The sequence below is a fragment of the Desulfomonilia bacterium genome (genome assembly GCA_036567785.1).
Lineage (GTDB): Bacteria > Desulfobacterota > Desulfomonilia > UBA1062 > UBA1062 > DATCTV01.
In genome coordinates, this window is the sequence record DATCTV010000027.1 from 145,309 (window position 1) to 164,675 (window position 19,367).

Consider the following 19,367-nt stretch of genomic DNA (forward strand, 5'->3'; position numbering starts at 1 on the left):
AGGAACTCAAATGACGTTTGTGACCAAGGAAAACACGCAGGATATATATCCCCTGTCTCCGACACAAAAGGGGATGCTGTTTCATACCCTTTACGATGAAACAACTCCTGTGTATTTCGAGCAGGTCGCTTTTACAATCAACGGACAGCTGGATATAGATAAACTAAAAGAGGCATGGACCAGACTGATTGCCATAACCCCGGTATTCAGAACGGTTTTCAAATGGTCAAAGGTCAAAGACCCGCTGCAGATTGTACTCAAGGAACTCCCAGTCATTTTCGAGGTGCATGACATCAAGGGATTGGATGATAAGGAGCAGCAGCGGCGCATCGGGGAATTCCTGAAAAAAGACAAAAGAAATCTTTTCGATATGGAAGAAGGGCCGCTTACAAGACTCAACATCTTTATCCTGGCAGGGAATAAATACAAATTCATATGGAGCTATCACCATATAATTCTGGACGGCTGGTGCCTGCCTATAATTCTTAACGACCTTTTCTCGATATATCTTGCTGTAGCGACGGGCGGTGCAATGCCAAGAATTACCCGGAGGCCATACAAAGACTATATCGCCTGGTACCTGGATCAGGATAAGGAAGAGGCTGTTGATTTCTGGAAAGGGCTTCTCGGGGACTTTCAGGCTGCAACGCCGCTGCCTCTTGACAGAAGGACGGCCGACGGTGCCGTAACATCCATGGGTGAAGAGAAGGTTCTTCTTTCTCCTGAAATGACCGAGGCCCTGCTGGCCCTAAGCAGAAAGGAACATGTTACGCCCAGCACTGTGATGCAATCTGCATGGTCCGTTCTTTTAAGCCGCTACAGCAACAGTGATGATGTCGTTTTCGGTACAACAGTCTCAGGCAGACCTGACAAACTGAAAGGTTCTGATGAAATGGTCGGCCTGTTTATCAATACCCTGCCTGTAAGGGTTCGCTTTGCTCCCGGCATGAAGATTTCCGAGCTGCTCGGCTATTTGCAGAAGCTTTCTCTCTCAATCAGGGAATACGAATACTCTTTCCTTCCGGAAATAAAGGCTTTAACCGCTCTTCCCAAAACGCAGAATCTGTTTGACAGCAATGTGGTGTTCGAGAACTATCCGCTCGCTTCTGCCGGAGGCGGGTCAGGTATGGGCATTACTGATGTGCAGTCCGTAGAAATGACCAATTTTCCCATTACCCTTTTGGTCATACCCGGCGAAAGTATGGAAATGGCGATCCAGTATGACCGTGCAAGATTTGACAGTAAAACAATAAGCCGGATGCTCGGGCATATGCTTCAGGTATTGTCGGCATTTATAAAAGATCCTTTCCAGGAAGTGGGCCGCATTGAAATACTGACTGAACCTGAGAAGGAAATGCTGAACTCATTCAATTCTACTGAGGTACCGTATCCTGATACATTATGTATCCAGGAACTGTTCGATCGCCAGGTTGATATAAGTCCTGACAGGACAGCCATCATTTCTGGCGAGAAAAGCTTGAGTTATATCGAACTCGAAAGAAAATCGAATCAGATTGCACACTTCCTGAGGGATAAGGGCATCAAACCGGATAGTGTAGTGGGTATTTTTATTGAGCGTTCCGTTGAAATGATAACAGGTGTGCTCGGGATAATAAAAGCAGGCGGGGCTTACGTGCCCCTTGATCCTGAATACCCGGCGGCGCGTCTGGAATACATGCTTTCCGACTGCGGTGCGCCGCTTATACTTACGAAATCCGATATGCTTTCCAGGATGCCTGCTTTTTCCGGGGAAGTACTGTGTCTTGATGACGACTGGGACAGGATCGAACAGATGCCGTCCGTAAGGCCCGAACTTGTAAATACGAGCAGGGACCTTGTTTATGTCATCTACACATCAGGATCCACGGGCAATCCGAAGGGGATAGAAATAGAGCACAGAGGTCTTGTCAATTACATTACGTGGGCTGCGGGTGCTTATGATGTTCCGGGCCATGGCTCTTTCCCGCTCTATACATCCATGTCATTTGACCTTACGGTTACCAGCATGTTTCTCCCCCTTGTCTCAGGCGAGTACATATCTATCATGCCGAGCGGCATCGATCCGACAACACTTGTTGAACATGTCCTGACATCTGGTACGGATATCGCAAAATTGACGCCTGCCCACCTGGAGATTGCGGACAATCTTACCGAGAACGGACTGGAGAAATCGGCGTCGCTCAACCGCTTCATCCTGGGTGGGGAAGCCCTTTCAGCAAAGACATCACGATCGTTTCTAATCCGGCATCCGGGTTCGGTAATTTTCAATGAATACGGACCAGCCGAAACAGTTGTCGGCTGTATAGTATATGCATTCTCAGAGATCGATTCAGAGTGCACGAATGTGCCTATCGGGAAACCTATTGCAAACACAAAGATCTACATCATGGACAAAGACCGTAGACTTGTCCCGATAGGCGTACCGGGTGAGATCTATATTGAAAGTCCCGGTGTTGCGCGCGGCTATCTGAATAAGCCCGAAATCTCGGCAAAAAGCTTTGTGCCGAGTCCTTTTGATCCGGCAAAGACCATTTACCGGACTGGTGATCTTGCCAGGTGGTTTGCAGACGGAAATATTGAGTATCTCGGCAGGGTCGATCATCAGGTCAAGATACGGGGCTACAGGATTGAACTCGGTGAGGTTGAGGCGCTTCTGGCAAGCTATAACGGAATACACGATTGTGTTGTTGTTGACAGGGATGACAGGGCGTCGGGGAAATACCTTGTGGGATACTATGTTTCAGAAGATGAGATACCTGTAACAGACATAAAGAACTTCATGAAAGAGAAGCTTCCCGAATACATGGTTCCGGCACGTTTCATGAAACTGGATATGCTGCCGCTTACTCCCAACGGCAAGGTTGACCGTAAAGCCCTTCCGGAAGTTGACAACGTCATCTCCGGTGACGAGAGCTCGTTCGTGGCGCCCCGGACTGAAATCGAGCATGTAATTGCAGATGTATGGTGCCAGGTTCTCAAGCTTAACAAAGTGGGGATACATGATAATTTCTTTGATCTCGGCGGAGATTCCATCATCAGTCTTCAGGTTGCGGGACGTCTAAAAAAACAGGGCTATGAGATCAAGCCCAGGGATATATTCGAAAACCAGACAATTGCGGAACTTGCTCTTGTTGCCGGAAAAGCCCGTTCAGCTCTTGCCGAACAGGGAGATGTGACAGGTGAAGCCCCTTTGACGCCTGTTCAAAAATGGCTGTTCGAACTTGATTTGAATAATATCAATCATTTCAATCAGGCCATTATTTTGAAGACTTCTATGGCTCTTGATGAGGATGCCTTGAAGAAGAGCCTACAGCTTGTTATCAATCACCATGATGTTCTCAGATCACGTTTTAAAGGCGGAATGCAGGTTTATCTGCCGTCCGGCGAAGAGCCTGTCCTGGTGAAAGCTTCTGTGTCAGATGAGGATGAATTGAAGGTGGATATAGATAAACTGCAATCTTCACTTGATATCTGTGCAGGACCGGTGTTTGTTTCGGGTCTGTTTACATTCGGAGAGTACGTATATCTCGCCCTTGTGGCACATCACCTTGTGGTGGATGGTGTTTCATGGCGGATTATTGTCGAAGATATGTTCAGCGCCTACGGCGAGATTTTGCATGGTTCTCAACCGGCAATGCCGGAGAAGACCTCATCGTTCAAGGAGTGGGCGGTAAAAATCAGGAATTACGCAGATCAGATAAAGGATGAAGCCGGTTTCTTAAACGAAATGATAAAGGAAAATCATGCCCTGATAACCGAAGATTTCAAATCAGGGCCAAATGACATGGCATCAGTGGCCGTAGTTCATGAAACGCTTTCGAAAGAGGATACTGACCTTCTTCTGAAGGGTGCCCACGACGCGTTTAATACAGAAATCAACGACATCCTTGTACTTTCGCTGGCTAGAACACTGGCTGCCAAAACCGGCAGCGATCATGTATGTTTTAATATGGAGGGCCACGGAAGAGAGGATATCTTTACGGGAATTGATATATCCCGCACAGTGGGATGGTTCACCACGCTTTTTCCTGTTTCTGTGCAAATAGACCCTGCAGATGAAATGGACGAACAGATAAAAACAGTCAAAGAAACACTAAGGAACATGCCGAACAAGGGACTGGATTATGGTGTCCTAAGGTATCTCAGCCCGAATTCGGGTATTGTCAAGGTGGAACCTCAGGTATGTTTCAATTACCTCGGGCAGTTTGACAATGCGGGAATGGAAGGTGTTTTTGAGCTTGTTACAGGCATACCGTCATCTCCAGGTGACCCCCGGAATGAAAGGCCGTATGCCCTGGATATCAACTGCACCGTGGAAAATTCATGTCTCAACGTATATGTCAATTACAGCCGCAACAGATTCAGCGAAGATACGATAATCGATCTTGCAAAAAAATTCTTGGAAGAAATCAGAAATGTATTAAACTACTGCATGCAAGGTCATGCCGGTTATACACCATCCGATTTTGATTTGGCAGGCATGTCCCAGGATCAATTGGATGACCTTATAGGCGACCTTTGATACATGTGCGAGAAGGAGATAACAAGATATGGTCCAGAAAAAAGCAGAAAAAAAAGTAGAGGACATCTATCCGCTTTCACCTATGCAACAGGGTATGCTTTTTTATGCCCTTCTGGAACCGGACTCTCCTATATATTCCGAACGCTTTACCTATACAATTGAGGGAGACCTCAATGTCGATGCTTTTTTAAAGGCCTGGCAGCACCTCGGTAATGTCCATCCTCTGTTTCGTACGGTATTCAGGTGGGAAGGAGTCAACGAGCCGGTACAGATAGTGCTGAAGGACAGGTCACCTGAAATCGAGCTTCATGACTTCTCCGGAATGTCAGGAGAAGAGGAAAAGCATAACATTAAAAATTTTCTTTCAACAGAAAGCAAACGCAGATTCGATCTGGCAAACGGTCCGCTGGTAAGGCTTCATTTGTTTATTCTCAAAAATCAGAGATTCTTCTTTTCATGGTCCTTCCACCATATACTGACAGACGGTTGGTGCATTCCTCTGATCCTCTCCGACCTATTCGTGACATATCTGTCCATTCTTGAGAACAAGCCCCTTCCATCCATAAAGAGGCCTCAATACAGGAATTACATTGCATGGCTAAAAAAGCAGGACAAAACAAAGGCCGAGAAATACTGGAAAAAAATTCTCGGCAGCTTCGAGGCGCCGACTCCGCTGCCTCAGGATTTTCATCCGAAGGAGCGCGGAATTTCGAATGTAGGAAAGAAGAGTCTTATCCTGGATGAAAAGTTGACTGCGGCGCTGAATGAAACCGCACGGAAACAGCGAATCACTCTGAGTACCCTTGTGCAAACGGCATGGTCGATACTTCTCGGCCGTTACAGCAGACAGGAGGATGTGGTCTTCGGTGTTACTTTATCTGGAAGGCCGGCCGACCTGCCGGGCTCAGACGAAATGATAGGCCTGTTCATCAACACGCTCCCCGTTCGTGCGAACTTTGAGAATGGTATTACAATAGAAGAGCTGATGACTGACCTTCAATCGCAGGCTCTCAAAATAGAGGAATTCGGCTATTCATTCCTGCCCGAGGTAAAGGCCTGTAGTGCCGTGCCTGGAAAGGCCAACCTCTTCAACAACCTCTTCATCTTCGAGAATTACCCTGTGAACATGGGAGAAATGACCGGGGATTCCACAATACGCATTACTGACTCAACGATTGAGGAAATGACGCATTATGACCTTACACTAGTGATTACACCCGGGAAGAAGCTTGATATAAACCTCGGATATGCGCTTGATCTCTTTGCACCTGAAACCATCGATCGCATGCTGTCCCATTTGAAAATAATTCTCGAACAGATAACGATAGACATAAAGCAGCCGGCTTCAACAGTTGACATAATGAGCCCGCAGGAAAAAGAAATGGTCTTGTTCGGGTTTAATTCAACTGCTAGCGAATATTCAAGAGATGCAACAATTGTAGATGTATTTGAAGCCCGGGTGCAGAAGAATCCGGACAGTACAGCTGTTGTTTTCAGAGAGAATTCACTGAGTTTCGAAGAACTGAATATCAGGGCCAACAAACTTGCACGTGCACTCATCTCAAACGGAGTCAAACCGGGAGCACTGGTGGGCATGATGGTAGGCGACCCGCTTGAGACCATACTTTCAATTCTGGGCATATTGAAGGCCGGCGGCGCTTATATGCCGATCGATCCTGACTTTCCTGAAGCACGCATAGATTTCATGCTGGATGACAGCTGTACTCCAGTTGTAATCAGCAGGGAGGAGTTTGCCGACAAGGTTCCCCTCTCTCAAAAGGTGCTGTACCTTGACAGAGACTGGCATGAGATAGAGAAGCAGGACCCTTCCAATCCGGGGATTAAAATCAGTGCAGAAGATATTGCCTATTCAATCTACACGTCGGGCTCCACAGGAAAACCCAAGGGTACGCTTATACCGCACCGCGGGGTAATAAATCTTGTTCATGGTCTTGTAAAGATACTCTATTCCTATTATGAAGGGCATCTGAGGGTTGCGCAGCTGGCTTCATTCAGTTTCGACGCCTCGGTTCAGCAGATATTCGCATCGCTCCTCCTGGGTCATACACTTTATCCCATTCCAGGGAGCATAAAAAAGGACCTGGGACAGCTGATCCCTTACATCCTGAAAAATGAAATCGAGGTAATAGACGGGACGCCTTCGTTGTGGGAACTCCTAGTTGGCAGCGGCATCATGGATGAACCCGAATTGAAACTCAGGCATGTGATCATAGGCGGGGAAGCCCTGCCGGTAGATCTTGTCCGGAGATATCATGACGGGGTTTACGGGAAATCCACAAGATGGACAAATGTTTACGGAGTCACTGAATCGAGCGTCGATTCCACATCGTATCTTGTTGATATCGATGCGCTTAAGAACAGAATATCTGTGCCGATCGGGGCACCCATTGTAAATACATGGATATACATACTTGACGGCAACAGGAATCCTGTGCCTGTAGGTGTACCCGGAGAGCTTTATATAGGCGGTGACGGTCTTGCAAAGGGTTATCTCAACAATCCCGAACGGACGGAACAGAACTTCGTCCCCGATCCCTTCCGTGATGGCGAGCTTATGTACAGGACAGGCGACCTTGGCAAATGGCTTCTGGACGGGAACATAGATTTTCTGGGGCGTATAGATTTCCAGATCAAAATAAGGGGATTCAGAATAGAGCTGGGTGAAATAGAATCCGCAATGTCGTCATATCCCGGTATTGAAGATTGTGTGGTTGTCGACAGAATCGATGCGGCCGGAGACAGGTATCTTATAGGGTTCTATGTGGCCAGCAATGAGATATCAATACCGGACCTGCGCAACAGTCTGGCCGGGGCCCTGCCTGACTATATGGTTCCGGGCAGGTTCATGAGACTTGATGCCCTGCCGCTCAACACAAGCGGCAAGGTGGACAGGAACTCGCTGCCCGAGCCTGAAGACAGCTTCAACGCAAGTGAAACCGAATATGTAGCTCCAAGAAATGATACGGAAAAGGCCCTGGCGCTTATATGGCAGGATGTCCTGGCAATCGATAAGGTGGGAGTGAAAGACAACTTCTTCGATATAGGAGGCCATTCCCTCAAAGCTACGAAGGTCGTTTCCCGTATCAAAAAGGATATGAATATCGAACTGCCGCTGAGGGCCATTTTCGAAGACCCCACAATTGAAGGCCTTGGCAGAGCCATCTCTTCAATGCAGGGGCAGAAGCTGGGCGAGATACCGAAACTGCCGCATAAGGACGCATACGAGCTCTCTCATGCGCAGAAAAGGCTCTGGTTCCTCGAGCAGATGACCCCTGGGTCTTCAACATATAATATCCCCATGGCGCTTATGATAGAAGGGGAGATACAGACAGACCTGATGGAAAAGGCCCTTAACAGTGTAGCACTGCGCCATGAAACACTCAGGACATCATTTTCAAGTGTGGACGGTGAACCTGTTCAAATTATCGAACCTTCGATTCACGTTGATCTTAATTTGACTGACATGACTGATAAAACCGAAGAACAGATTTCCCTGGCAGTCATAAATGAAATTTCCGGTTCATTCGACCTGGCTGCAACGCCGCTCTTCAGGGCGTGTCTTTATAAGCTTGGGGAAAACAAACACCTCTTCGTGTTTACTATTCATCATATCATTTCAGACGGATGGTCAACCGAGGTGCTCCTTAAGGAACTGATCGGGACATATATGTCGCTTATGACCGAGACCAAAGCGGCGCTCCCTGACCTCAAAGTTCAATATAAGGATTATGCATCATGGCAGAACAGACTGATTGAAGAAGGCATGCTCAAGGGTCAGGAGGAATACTGGGTCAAGAAACTTGCAGCTCCTCTCCCGGTGCTCGACCTGCCGACAGACAGACCCAGGCCTCCATTACAGACTTATAATGGAGCGGTTTACAAATTTGAATTCGACGGGGATGTTGCTAAACAATTGAACTCCTTTGCAAAGAAGCAGGGAGCCACAATGTTCATGACCATCCTTAGCGCTTTCACTGTCCTAATCAACAGGCTCAGTAATCAGGAGGATATTATAATAGGAACGCCCATTGCCGGCCGCAATCATCCCGATCTCGAACCTCTGATAGGGTTCTTTGTCAATACTCTTGCATTACGGGTTGATGTGAGCGACAACCCGAGCTTTACTGAGCTTGTAAAAAGGGTGAAATCCGTCTGCATTGAGGCATATGCGAATCAGGACTACCCGTTTGACGGCTTGATAGATGTCCTGAACCCGGTCAGGGATGTAAGCAGAAATGCTATATTCGGCGTAATGTACATACACCAGAACATGACCGATCTTTTCGGTATGAAGACGGGTCTTTCAATCAAACCGGTCGAAGCAGACCTGACTACCACCAAATTTGATCTGACGTTTTCATCAGTTGAGATTGGTGAGCGTCTGCTGGGATATCTTGAATACAATACCGACCTGTTCGACAGGACTACAATCGAGGGCTTTGCAGGGTTTATCAAAAATATCCTTGCAGAGGCGTCTGTGAAGCCTGAAACCAGGGTTTTTGCTTTCGATGTGCTGGGCGAAGAAGAAAGGCATAAGCTTCTGGTTGAATTCAATGATACGGACAAACCCTATGACCTAAGCAGATGTACATACCAGATGTTCGAGGAGCAAGCGGCAAAGACTCCTGACAGGATTGCCGTTACCGCTTATGACGGGCGGAAACTTACTTACCGCGAATTGAACGAAAGGATGAACCAGCTCGCAAGACGGCTTAGAAAGCTAGGTGTAGGCGCAGAGACAATGGTTGCGGTAATGCTTGAGCGTTCGATTGAAATGGAGATCGCTCTTCTTGGCATAAACAAGGCGGGCGGAGCATATGTGCCTATGGGGACGGACTATCCCGAGGCGCGTGTGGATTATATCCTTAAAGATACAAATGCACCGGTGGTTCTGGTACAGGAAAAATATGCGTCGAAGTTCGAAGGCAAGAATATTATCGTGATTTCTCTGGACAGCGGATGGGATGATATTTCATCTGAAGACACCTCAAACCCCGAACCAGTCAGCGGTCCCGAGAACCTGGCCTATGTCCTGTATACTTCAGGTTCCACCGGCGTGCCCAAAGGCGTAGCGTGCATACACATAGGACTTACCAACAGGCTGATATGGATGCAGGAAGCCTACGGACTCAAAGAGGACGACTGCATACTGCAGAAGACGCCATACACTTTCGACGTCTCGGGCTGGGAATTTCACTGGCCGATAATGTACGGAGCGCGTCTGCACTTCCTGATGCCCGACGGACAAAAGGACCCCTCGCACATCATGGAAGTAATTAACGAGCAGAAGGTAACGACTCTTCATTTCGTTCCTTCCATGCTGGGCGGATTTCTACAGGTTGTCGATGATTCCAATAAGGCCAGTCTGGCATCGTTGAGGCGTGTAATCTGTTCAGGCGAGGCCCTTCTTGCAGAGCACCGCGATACGTTCTTCCGTTATATCGACTGCGAACTGCACAACCTTTATGGTCCGACTGAGGCCTCGATAGACGTGACGTATTACGAATTGAGTCCCGATGACAAATCAAACATCGTCCCCATTGGCAAGCCTCTTGCCAATACGAGGATATACATACTCAACAAGCATATGCAGCTTGTCCCTGTAGGCGTGCCCGGCCAGATATTCCTTGCAGGTGTACAGCTCGCTAGAGGCTATGTGAATCAGCCTGAAAAGACAGCGGACGCATTCATCGATTTCAATATTTCCAGGGATAACCGGTTGTACAAAACCGGAGATCTCGGTGCATGGATGCATGACGGGAATATAGAATACCTTGGCCGTATAGACCATCAGGTAAAGATACGTGGTAACCGGGTTGAACTGGGAGAGGTCGAATCCGCTCTGTGCAGGTTCAGCGGGGTCCGTGAATGCGTTGTGGTTGACAAGACTGACCCGTCGGGAAGCAAATATCTTGTGGGCTATTATGCCTCCGATAATGAACTGCCTGTTGATGAACTTCGCAGATTCCTGCATGATTTCCTGCCCGAATATATGATTCCGACGCGCTTCATATGCATGCCGGGCCTACCCCTTAATGCGAACGGCAAGGTGGACAGAAAGCAGCTGCCCGAAATCGAAAGCGTGCGGCCTGAGATGGCCAATGAGTATGTGGCCCCATCCACCGATGTCGAAAAGCTGCTGGCACAAGTCTGGAAGGAAGTTCTGGGAGTGGAAAGAGTGGGAATCAACGACAATTTCTTCGACCTGGGAGGCCATTCACTGCTTATCATGAAGGTAATCGCCAAGGTAAAGATGTCGTTGCCTTTAACCGTTCAGGACTTTTTCGATAACCAGACAATTTCAGGCCTTGCTAAATGCGTTGAGGAGAAGGCGCTTGCCGCACGAAAGACATCGTCTCAAAAAGAATTGATTGAAGAGAAATTCGATGGCTTCAAGGTGGACATACCCGTCTCGGGAAAAACCGAAGAAATGAAGTCGATTCTTATGACCGGTGCAAGCGGCTATCTTGGTTCCCATCTCTTGAGAGACCTGCTGAATGATACTGATGCGGATATCATATGCCTTCTTCCGGGGAAGAATGTTGATGATGCAAGGAAGATGCTTTTTGAAGCAATCGATTTCTATTTCAGGGATGAAGGGCTTGATACCTCGCGTCTGAAAATTTTTGCAAGCGATATCGGCATTGACGGGTTAGGTCTGGACGGTGATGCCCTTGAACTCATAAAGAATACGGACACCGTAATTCATGTGGCGGCTGATGTAAGGCATTTTGGTGATTACAAGCATTTCAGGAATATCAATGTTCTCGGCACCAAACGTGTGCTCTCTCTCGCTGAAACCGGAAAGGCCAAACGTTTCCATCATGTTTCAACACTCAGTGTTGCTGGAGATTTTGTTCCAGGCTTTTCCAAGGTGGTATTCAAGGAGACCGATTATGACCGAGGACAGGAGCTCGGGAATGTATATGCGAAAAGCAAATTCGAAGCCGAAGGTGTTGTCCGTGAAGCAATGGCCAGGGGTGTCAAGTGCACCATATACCGTATCGGCAACCTTGTCGGAGAATCCCGATCAGGCCTTTTCCAGAAAAACATAGACGGAAGTTCCTTTTACGGACTGCTCAAATCGATTATCGAAACAGGGGTGATACCTGACGGCGACGGTGGAATGTTCGACTTTACACCCGTCGACTGCTGCAGCAAGGCGATAGCAACCCTGGCTCGCATTCCCGAAACATCAGGCCGGTGTCTGCACCTCTTTAATCCCGACTTGATTTCACTGAAGGGACTTGTTGAAATCATGAATTCAAACGGTTACCACATAAGAATAGTCAATGTCGAAGAATATGCACTGGCTCTAGGAACAGCCCAGGCCGAAAAGGGCAGCAAGGCTATAGAAGGACTGCTGCCGTATCTGGAGGCAAAATCCGTGACACAATATGTTCTCGACAACAGCTATTCAAGACATTTCCTTGACGGCCTGGGTTTTTCATGGCCTGAAGTTGATGAGGCCTTTATAGGAAAGCTTCTTGGCTACTGCGCAAAGGTCGGATTTATAGGGAAGCCGCAGGTCGGTAAATAAAATTGTAAACAGGGGACGATATGAAGATAGGAATAGTCACAGGGGCCGCATCCGGAATGGGCAGAGAGTTTGCCTGCCAGGTTGTGAATGCATATCCGATGGATGAAATTTGGCTGATAGACAGGGAGGAAAATGGGCTTGAAGAAACCGCAAAACTGATAGGGAATATAAAGGCCGTCACAATAGCCCTTGACCTTTCGAGAGAGGATGACCTGAAAAGACTAAGAGACAAGATAGTCAATGCAGCGCCCGAGATAACGGTGCTGAACAATAACGCCGGTTTCAGTTATATATGCCCGTTTATGGAGGCATCCCTTCCCAGGACGATGAATATGATAGATGTTAATGTCAAAGCAGTCGTGGCCATTGCTCATATGTGCGTGCCTTTTATGAAAAAAGGCTCCGTCATATTTCAGGTGGCGTCGTTGAACGCATTTCTTCCCGCTCCGAACGGGGCTGCATATTCGGGAACCAAGGCGTTTGTGCTGGCTTTCTCCCAGGCCCTTTACCAGGAGCTTAAGAGCAAGGGCATTCATGTAATGAGCATTTCACCGGGGCCTGTCAGGACGAATTTCATGAAGACGGCTTCCGATGGGAATCTTCCGGACTTGAAGAATGCGCTTGAAGCCAAAGATGTGGTTCGTGCCGCGATTAATGATGCAAAGGCCGGCAAACTCAACTCGACATTCGGTTTTGTCAACCGCCTGAATATTTTTCTGACGCGCATATTAAGCAGGAAAACACTTCTGGGAATGTCTTAATCAAAATCAAGGAGAGCGGATTTTGGCGAATGAATGGATAAAACTTTCTAGCGGCGAGGATGCGATAAGGCTATTCTGTTTCCCGTTTTCCGGCGGCACTGCACAGGTATACAGACCTCTGGCAAGACTCCTGCCTAACGGCATCTGCGTATTTGCATATGAGCTTCCCGGACGGGGCAGACGTTTTAACGACCCGGCTTTTGAAAATATATCCGATATGGTCAGTGATGCCATGAAGGCATTGATGCCTTTACTCTCGAATCCGAACTTTGCCTTTTTCGGATATTCTCTGGGGGGTCTTCTTGCATATGAAGCGGCACATGAACTGAGCAGAAAGGGAGTCAACCTGCCCAGGCATATTTTCGTGGCTGCATCGAGGGCCCCTCATCTGTCCCGCAGGGAAGATGAAACCTCCTATTATGATCTTCCCGATGAGAAGTTCATAAGCAAACTGAAGGAAATGGGAGGAACCCCGCAGGAGGTTCTGGAAAATCAGGAAATACTCGAGCTCATGCTTCCGGTCATCAGGAAGGACTTTAAGGCTTATGAGACTTATAAGAACACAAATGATAAGCCGCTTAACTGCCCGATAACGGCATTCGGGGGGGAATTTGACAGGCTTGTGCTTCCCTCGGATGTCCAGGAGTGGTCGAAGCACACCGCGAAGCTGTTCCTGAAACATATGTATGAAGGGGACCATTTCTTCATTCAGACTTATGCGGAGAAGATGGCAGGCGCTATCACCAGGGCCCTTGCCATGCAAAGGCCATGGTAATAAAAACTGGAAATATTAAGGTGCGTACTCGTAAACACCCATGTCAGCGTAAGTAATAAGACCGGTTCCCGTATTTGCAATAGAAAGGATATCCAGCCGGGCCTGCCCGTTTAGATCAAGGGCGGGGGCGGAATCCCCGTCGGCGGCGTCAATGCATGGTGAGTTTGCCTGAAGCCTGTAATCTCCTGGGATCCATTTCTTGCTGATTTTGTCCCTCGAACCTGTTGCAACGAATTGAGGATTCTTCGATATATTTCCTGTCCCGCCTGCTCCACCCTGGATGCAGGAGTAGCTTGTTATAATTGTTGAATAATTGTCCTTGAATATCTCGGTGTCCGTATCACCCCATATTATGCAGTTCCTAGCAGTTGCAGTGCTTGAAAGATTATAAAGTGCGCCTCCCAGCAAGGCGTTATTACCGCTAATTGTACAATTTATGACAGACGGCGATGAGTGGCTGTTCCGTATGGCCCCTCCATAATATGCGTTATTGCCCTCGAAAAGACAATTGGTAATTTGAGCTGAACTCTCAGAGTTAAAGATACCACCTCCATAATAGGCATTGTTATCAGTGAAGCGGCAATTTATGATTCTGGGTGAACTTCCTCCCTGGTTAGTCATACCACCGCCATAGCCCTTTGCATTGTTGTTTAAGAAACAGCAGTTTGAAATGATAAGGCTGTCACTGCAGTTATTGTTGAGCATTCCACCGCCTGTTTCCTCCTCCTTGATAATGATGGTGTTGTCAACAGTTGCGTCACCGTTTTGAATCGTGAATCCGTCTATCCTGGAGGACTGTATACCTTTAACTACATGATATATATTTTCCTGACCGTCGAGAATCGTTACGTTTGTTGAAACATTTCTTTCCGAACGGTATGTTTCAGTCCCTTTAAAACCCCCGTAAATCCTGACTCCTTCCTTCAGGGCAAGGACGGGTATTTCGGGTTTACTGCTGTCAATGGCATAGTATGTACCTTCTGCGACCCATATCTGATCACCTGATGTTGCCTTGTTCATGGCGTCCTGGGGATGCTTCAATGCATCAGACCAGCTCGACCCGCTATTTTCTGTTGAACCTGAAGTGGTGACATAGATGATTTTTCCAACTGTATCGACTGTTATCGTCACTGTTGCAGGGTTGCTTTTGATTGTGCCTTTGCTGAGAGTATAAACCAGTTTGTCGATTCCTGAAAAATCTTCATTCGGGGTATATTTCCAGGTTGCACCGCTTATCTGCTTTAGTGTCCCATGGGAAGGATAATTTTCGATATTGCATGATAAGACAGATATGTCCGTATCAAGGGCATTCATTGTAAATTCTATGGCATCACCTTCTGTCGTGCTTACGGATAAATCAACCGCCTGAATATTTGTTACCTCGGGCTCTGGTGAGCTTGAATTGCCGCCGCCCCCGCCGCCTCCACCGCAGGCGGAGAGGGATATAAACAAAACAAGGAGTGCCAGGATAATTGATTTTTTCATTGTAAAGTTCTCCTTTTGATCCTGATAACAAAGTTAGCAAACAACATGCCATGCGTAATATCATGATTATACGAGTTAAATATCTTACTGATATATTTTTAAATGTATTTGAACCGAATATTTTAGGAACAATATTTCACATGGACATCAATCAGCAAATTTCTGAAAGGGCTGATTCAACCTGAAATGAGTGATGCCAATAAATCCTGTTGGAGTGCCTTTCTGGTCCCTTCTGAGACAAAGAAGCAGATCTCCGAACATCAGTTTCCCATCGCGGGTGTACTGTTCGATGGAGATAACCTTTCTGAATTGACGGCCGGGTTCTTTTGCTGAGTGAAGCCCTGAAATAAAGGCCTTAGCGAGTTTCAGATGGGATGCTTCTGTAAGTGTAAGGCCTGCATTAAGCCGCATTGCTTCTTCTTGGTTGTACCCCAGCAGGTGTTCAACCGAAGGGCTTACATAGGTAAAAAAAAGCTCCATGTCGGTAATCCATATAAGATTGGTGGAATATTTCATAAGTTCATTGTATTCGAGGAGCCTGTCGTCCGTGGCAGTCGTTGACGACATGTTTACGATCAGGAATATGAAGCCGTTCTTTATGCCGTTTTTTATAAATTGTTTGATTCCAATCCTTGCGATCATGCTTATTCCCGATTTCAAGACCATTTTATATACATCGACGTTTCTTTTGCCGTTCTTTGCAAGCTCGAGATTTGCTTTTGCTTTCGCATGGTCTTCAGGATGCACAAATTCCCAGAGCTCTTTACCGATGATCTCATCCTGTATGAACCCGCCCAGTTCCGCTATTCTGCCGCTCACGGCGGTAATCCTGAGTGACTCATCAACTGTAGCTATCCCTTCCGTCACCTCGTTCAGCATAAGAGAGAGCTGTTCATCCGCCTGTTTGAGATCGTTCAGCATCTCCGAGAGGAAGACATTGTTCGAGAGGTCAATGGATTCTTTAAGAAGCAGGGAGAGTTCCTCGCTTTTCCATGCGTGTTTAATTTTTGTTGATATGCAGCAAAGGCATCCCCACAACTCACCCTTGTCCTGAATCGGGATAAAAATGCATGAATGGATGTTGTTTTTCTTAAGGTAATCTGACTGTTTCTGGGGGAGGCTGTCCGGGGAATCAAAAAACATCATCAATGATTTAAGCCTGGAATGAATATCGTGAAGATTTTCGGGTATATTAAAATCCTGCATCAGGACTTGATTGTCCTGACATTCGGTCCAAAAATATCTTAATGCCTGCCCGTTTTTGATAAACTGGAATACGCAAACCAGATCAATGCCGAGAGCTATGCCGAGCCTTGCGAGAAGCGCTTCCGTCCTGATGTTCGTATTAAGAATGAACTCATAAATTGAAGATGGCATTTTCCATACATAGCAACAAGACTTAAGACATACAACAAATAATTCGCATTATGCGAACTATTATTAATGCTGGCTGGCAAAAAAGTTATCATATTGTTGAATGATTTTATTGACATGATTTAAAAGAGCAATCAATATTAGAAAATATTAAGATTGAGCGGGGCTGATTATGGATTTCAGGGCATGGATAAAAAGCTCGGGCATTACACAAAAGAAACTGGCGCAGGATCTGGGCATGTCACAGAGCTATCTTTCCGAAATACTCTCCGGTAAACGCAAGATAAATACCAGGCTTGCGCAGAGGATTGAAGATATTTCCGGGGGTGAAGTTAACCGGATGGAACTGCTGTATCCTGAGGATGGCACGATTTTGAAACAGGAAACACATACTGAAATGCATATGCTTATTGAAAGGGGTTCTCCATTGACTCCTGAGATGCGCGAAAAAGTACTGTCCGGTGAACTCTAGGTTCAATTAGCTGTCTTACTTCTATTGTTTTGATAAAGTAAACTCCAAGTAATTTCCTATACTGCAGTCTGATAATAGAACGAACCTGCAATTTAATGCTGTCACCTTAAAAAGGTGGGGAATGACACTATGTTATCAGTAAGTCTTATAACGTTTTTCGTAAAGCCCGTCGTCAAACGGAGCACGCCTGCCGGGACAGTCCCTTCGAGGGCAGAGTGCACAGTTGTGGAATATTTCGCCCGAAGCATAACTCAGGCCGCTTATCGATTTGAGCGGCATCATGAGGCAGCTCTCATTGAGCCTTACCCCGATTGCGGCTGTTTCATCCTTCATGAGGCTGAACAGTTTTTTCTGCTCTGTTATCGGCCAGTCTTCAAGTGAACCCGGATTCATTGTGGAGACTGTTTCGGTGTCGAGAGTCTTTTTGATTATTCCCTCAGCAGCATTTATGGCGAAACCCAGTGCAAGAAACATAATGGTGTCAGCCCAGTACTGTTCAAGATAACCGTCAAACTGTTTTGACCATTCGTCAAGCTCGGTGCCGCATGTTGCTGCGAAAACCGCCATATTGGGTGAATCCTTCAGATTGACTGAGAGAACCCGGCTGTTAAAAGTAATGTTATGGGCCGTGACCTGGTCTTCCCCCAGATTCGTAATGTCAAGGAGTTTGACGGCAGCCTTGGGTCTTGCCGTGCCCAGGGCCGACTCGACAATCTCCGTCAGTCTTGCAGCCAGAGATGTTCCGGGACGCACCTTCAAACCAGAACGGAGAAGCTCTTCATCGATGGACATTGGAATACTGTCAATAATTATTGAATCCATTCACACCTCTCTTGGCGGGAAATCAACCGATTCGATGAAAACCTTCTGGAATGTCGGGTCTTCGGTAAGCACGATTTCTTCTGTGGTGTCCCTCAGTTTTCTGGCCCTTTCTGCAAACAACTTATCCATGCAGGCATTCTCGGCTGCCTTAAGGCTGGTATTTCCTATGAAATTCCACGCGGCGTTTTTGAACCCGGGGACAAATCCCAAGCTTTTGAATGACTCTATGTCCAGATGTTCACCCAATGCTCCTGCCAGTATAACATTTTCTATATCATCTTCATCAATGCCGGCCTTTTTCAATAGAAGCCTGGAAGCCGCCAGGCTGGCTGCCTTTGCAAGTTGCAGGTTCCTTATATCCATCTGAGTTATTCTTATATCATCCCATAGAAGGATTTCCTTCATTCCGTTGTTTTCGAAGTATCTTCCCGGAATTGGAATATAAGACGACATTATCAGTCCTGATTTACTAATCGCCCCTTTTGAAATCAATGCGGAAACGAGATCGATTATGGCAGTCCCGGTCATGCCTGCAGGCCTGCCTTCACCCTGCATATTATATGTAAGGCCGTAAGCGGTTGGCGTTATATGTGTTATGGCGCCGTCATCGGCGGTCATGCCGCATGACATGTTCATGCCTTCAATGGCCGGGCCCATTGCGCAGGATGTGGCTTTTATTTTTCCTGAACCGTTGGCAACAAAAAGCTCGCCGTTTGTCCCGAGGTCGATGAAGAATGTATTTCTGTCAAGTCCCTTTTCCCTGCACATGGTTATTCCGGCTACCAGATCACTTCCGAGGTAGGCGGCCCGGGCGGGCAGGGTGGATATTACTGCATTATTAAAGACTTTACCGCCCAGTTCGGCGGCTGATTTTTCTTCGAAATCGAGCATGGGGGCTCGGTAGGGCGCATGCCCGATAGGAGTCGGGTCGATCCCGAAAAAGATGCTTATCATGGTTGTATTTCCCGAAAGAATGAATTCCTTTACTTCTGTTGTATTTATACCTGCGGAATCGCACGCATCCTTTGCGTTTATAAAGACTGCCTCCCTTATCAGCGATGACATGCGTGAACGGGTGCGGGTGTCAGCCGAGGCGGCTATCCTCGAAACTACGTCATGACCGAATCTCCGCTGGGGATTCAGAAAGGAGGGCATGTTGTATGAGACACCTGTTGCAGTATCTACAAGCGACATCTTTACAGTGGTAGTTCCAATATCGACTGCGAATGAAAAAGATTTTCCTGCGGTTTCCGCCGGATGAGGCAGGTATGATCCTGCACCGATACCTTTGTACCTTTCATCGGTAAAGACCTCGATGTCTTTATTGAGCAGGGTGTTGCAGGCAAGCATTTCTTCCCTGTTTTCACTGTGGGCGTATCTTAAGACAACCTTGCATTTGCCGCAGGTCCCGCGTCCGCCGCAAGGTGTTTTTATCATGAGTCCCATATCAAGCAGCGCTTCCCATAAAGGGGTTTCTGCGGGGAAGTCCATATGTCTGCCCTCGGGAAGCAGGGTTATTTTAAAAGTTTTCTCAGCCATGAAAAAACCTTATCAGGAAACAGACCCGTTTTCCATAATTATGGGGCTGAAAAGTT

General features: G+C 47.1%; 9 protein-coding genes. 5 read left to right on the forward strand and 4 right to left on the reverse strand.

Annotation, left to right across the window (positions count from 1 at the left end; translation table 11 throughout):
* The first annotated feature begins 10 nt into the window (after positions 1-10).
* From VIS94_06055 to VIS94_06070, 4 genes are read left to right on the forward strand one after another with little or no spacing between them, the layout of a single operon-like run.
* Positions 11-4,522: an amino acid adenylation domain-containing protein gene (locus VIS94_06055; GenBank protein HEY9160629.1), complete on the forward strand. Its 4,512-nt coding sequence runs from the start codon at positions 11-13 to the stop codon at positions 4,520-4,522.
* A 28-nt stretch (positions 4,523-4,550) separates the two neighbouring features.
* Positions 4,551-12,083, forward strand: coding sequence for an amino acid adenylation domain-containing protein (locus VIS94_06060; protein ID HEY9160630.1), 7,533 nt, complete (start codon positions 4,551-4,553; stop codon positions 12,081-12,083).
* A 20-nt stretch (positions 12,084-12,103) separates the two neighbouring features.
* On the forward strand, positions 12,104-12,844 hold the full coding sequence (locus VIS94_06065; protein ID HEY9160631.1) for an SDR family NAD(P)-dependent oxidoreductase: 741 nt from the start codon (positions 12,104-12,106) through the stop codon (positions 12,842-12,844).
* Between the two features lie 22 nt (positions 12,845-12,866).
* Entirely contained in the window at positions 12,867-13,619 is a 753-nt protein-coding gene (locus tag VIS94_06070; GenBank protein ID HEY9160632.1) for an alpha/beta fold hydrolase, read from the forward strand.
* A gap of 15 nt (positions 13,620-13,634) precedes the next feature.
* Here VIS94_06070 and VIS94_06075 read toward each other — a convergent pair whose 3' ends face one another.
* Together VIS94_06075 and VIS94_06080 are read right to left on the reverse strand one after the other, a co-directional pair.
* Positions 13,635-15,104 (reverse strand): Ig-like domain-containing protein, encoded by a 1,470-nt coding sequence (locus VIS94_06075; protein HEY9160633.1) that lies wholly within the window; start codon positions 15,102-15,104, stop codon positions 13,635-13,637.
* A 147-nt stretch (positions 15,105-15,251) separates the two neighbouring features.
* Positions 15,252-16,481, reverse strand: a complete 1,230-nt coding sequence (locus VIS94_06080; GenBank protein ID HEY9160634.1) for a PAS domain S-box protein — start codon at positions 16,479-16,481, stop codon at positions 15,252-15,254.
* Between the two features lie 169 nt (positions 16,482-16,650).
* Between VIS94_06080 and VIS94_06085 the strand changes: the two genes are divergently transcribed.
* On the forward strand, positions 16,651-16,950 hold the full coding sequence (locus tag VIS94_06085) for a helix-turn-helix transcriptional regulator (protein ID HEY9160635.1): 300 nt from the start codon (positions 16,651-16,653) through the stop codon (positions 16,948-16,950).
* A 135-nt stretch (positions 16,951-17,085) separates the two neighbouring features.
* Here VIS94_06085 and VIS94_06090 read toward each other — a convergent pair whose 3' ends face one another.
* Together VIS94_06090 and VIS94_06095 are read right to left on the reverse strand one after the other, a co-directional pair.
* Positions 17,086-17,772 carry a vitamin B12 dependent methionine synthase gene (locus VIS94_06090; protein HEY9160636.1) on the reverse strand — a complete coding sequence of 229 codons (687 nt, stop codon included), beginning with the start codon at positions 17,770-17,772 and terminating at the stop codon, positions 17,086-17,088.
* Positions 17,773-19,311 (reverse strand): ASKHA domain-containing protein, encoded by a 1,539-nt coding sequence (locus VIS94_06095; protein ID HEY9160637.1) that lies wholly within the window; start codon positions 19,309-19,311, stop codon positions 17,773-17,775.
* Between the last annotated feature and the right edge of the window lie 56 nt (positions 19,312-19,367).

What these genes read in the sequence shown, in the direction of transcription:
- VIS94_06095 (HEY9160637.1), bottom strand. Translation starts at nt 19,311, where the DNA reads ATGGCTGAGAAAACTTTTAAAATAACCCTGCTTCCCGAGGGCAGACAT.
- VIS94_06075 (HEY9160633.1), bottom strand. Translation starts at nt 15,104, where the DNA reads ATGAAAAAATCAATTATCCTGGCACTCCTTGTTTTGTTTATATCCCTC.
- VIS94_06080 (HEY9160634.1), bottom strand. Translation starts at nt 16,481, where the DNA reads ATGCCATCTTCAATTTATGAGTTCATTCTTAATACGAACATCAGGACG.
- VIS94_06085 (HEY9160635.1), top strand. Translation starts at nt 16,651, where the DNA reads ATGGATTTCAGGGCATGGATAAAAAGCTCGGGCATTACACAAAAGAAA.
- VIS94_06055 (HEY9160629.1), top strand. Translation starts at nt 11, where the DNA reads ATGACGTTTGTGACCAAGGAAAACACGCAGGATATATATCCCCTGTCT.
- VIS94_06090 (HEY9160636.1), bottom strand. Translation starts at nt 17,772, where the DNA reads ATGGATTCAATAATTATTGACAGTATTCCAATGTCCATCGATGAAGAG.
- VIS94_06060 (HEY9160630.1), top strand. Translation starts at nt 4,551, where the DNA reads ATGGTCCAGAAAAAAGCAGAAAAAAAAGTAGAGGACATCTATCCGCTT.
- VIS94_06065 (HEY9160631.1), top strand. Translation starts at nt 12,104, where the DNA reads ATGAAGATAGGAATAGTCACAGGGGCCGCATCCGGAATGGGCAGAGAG.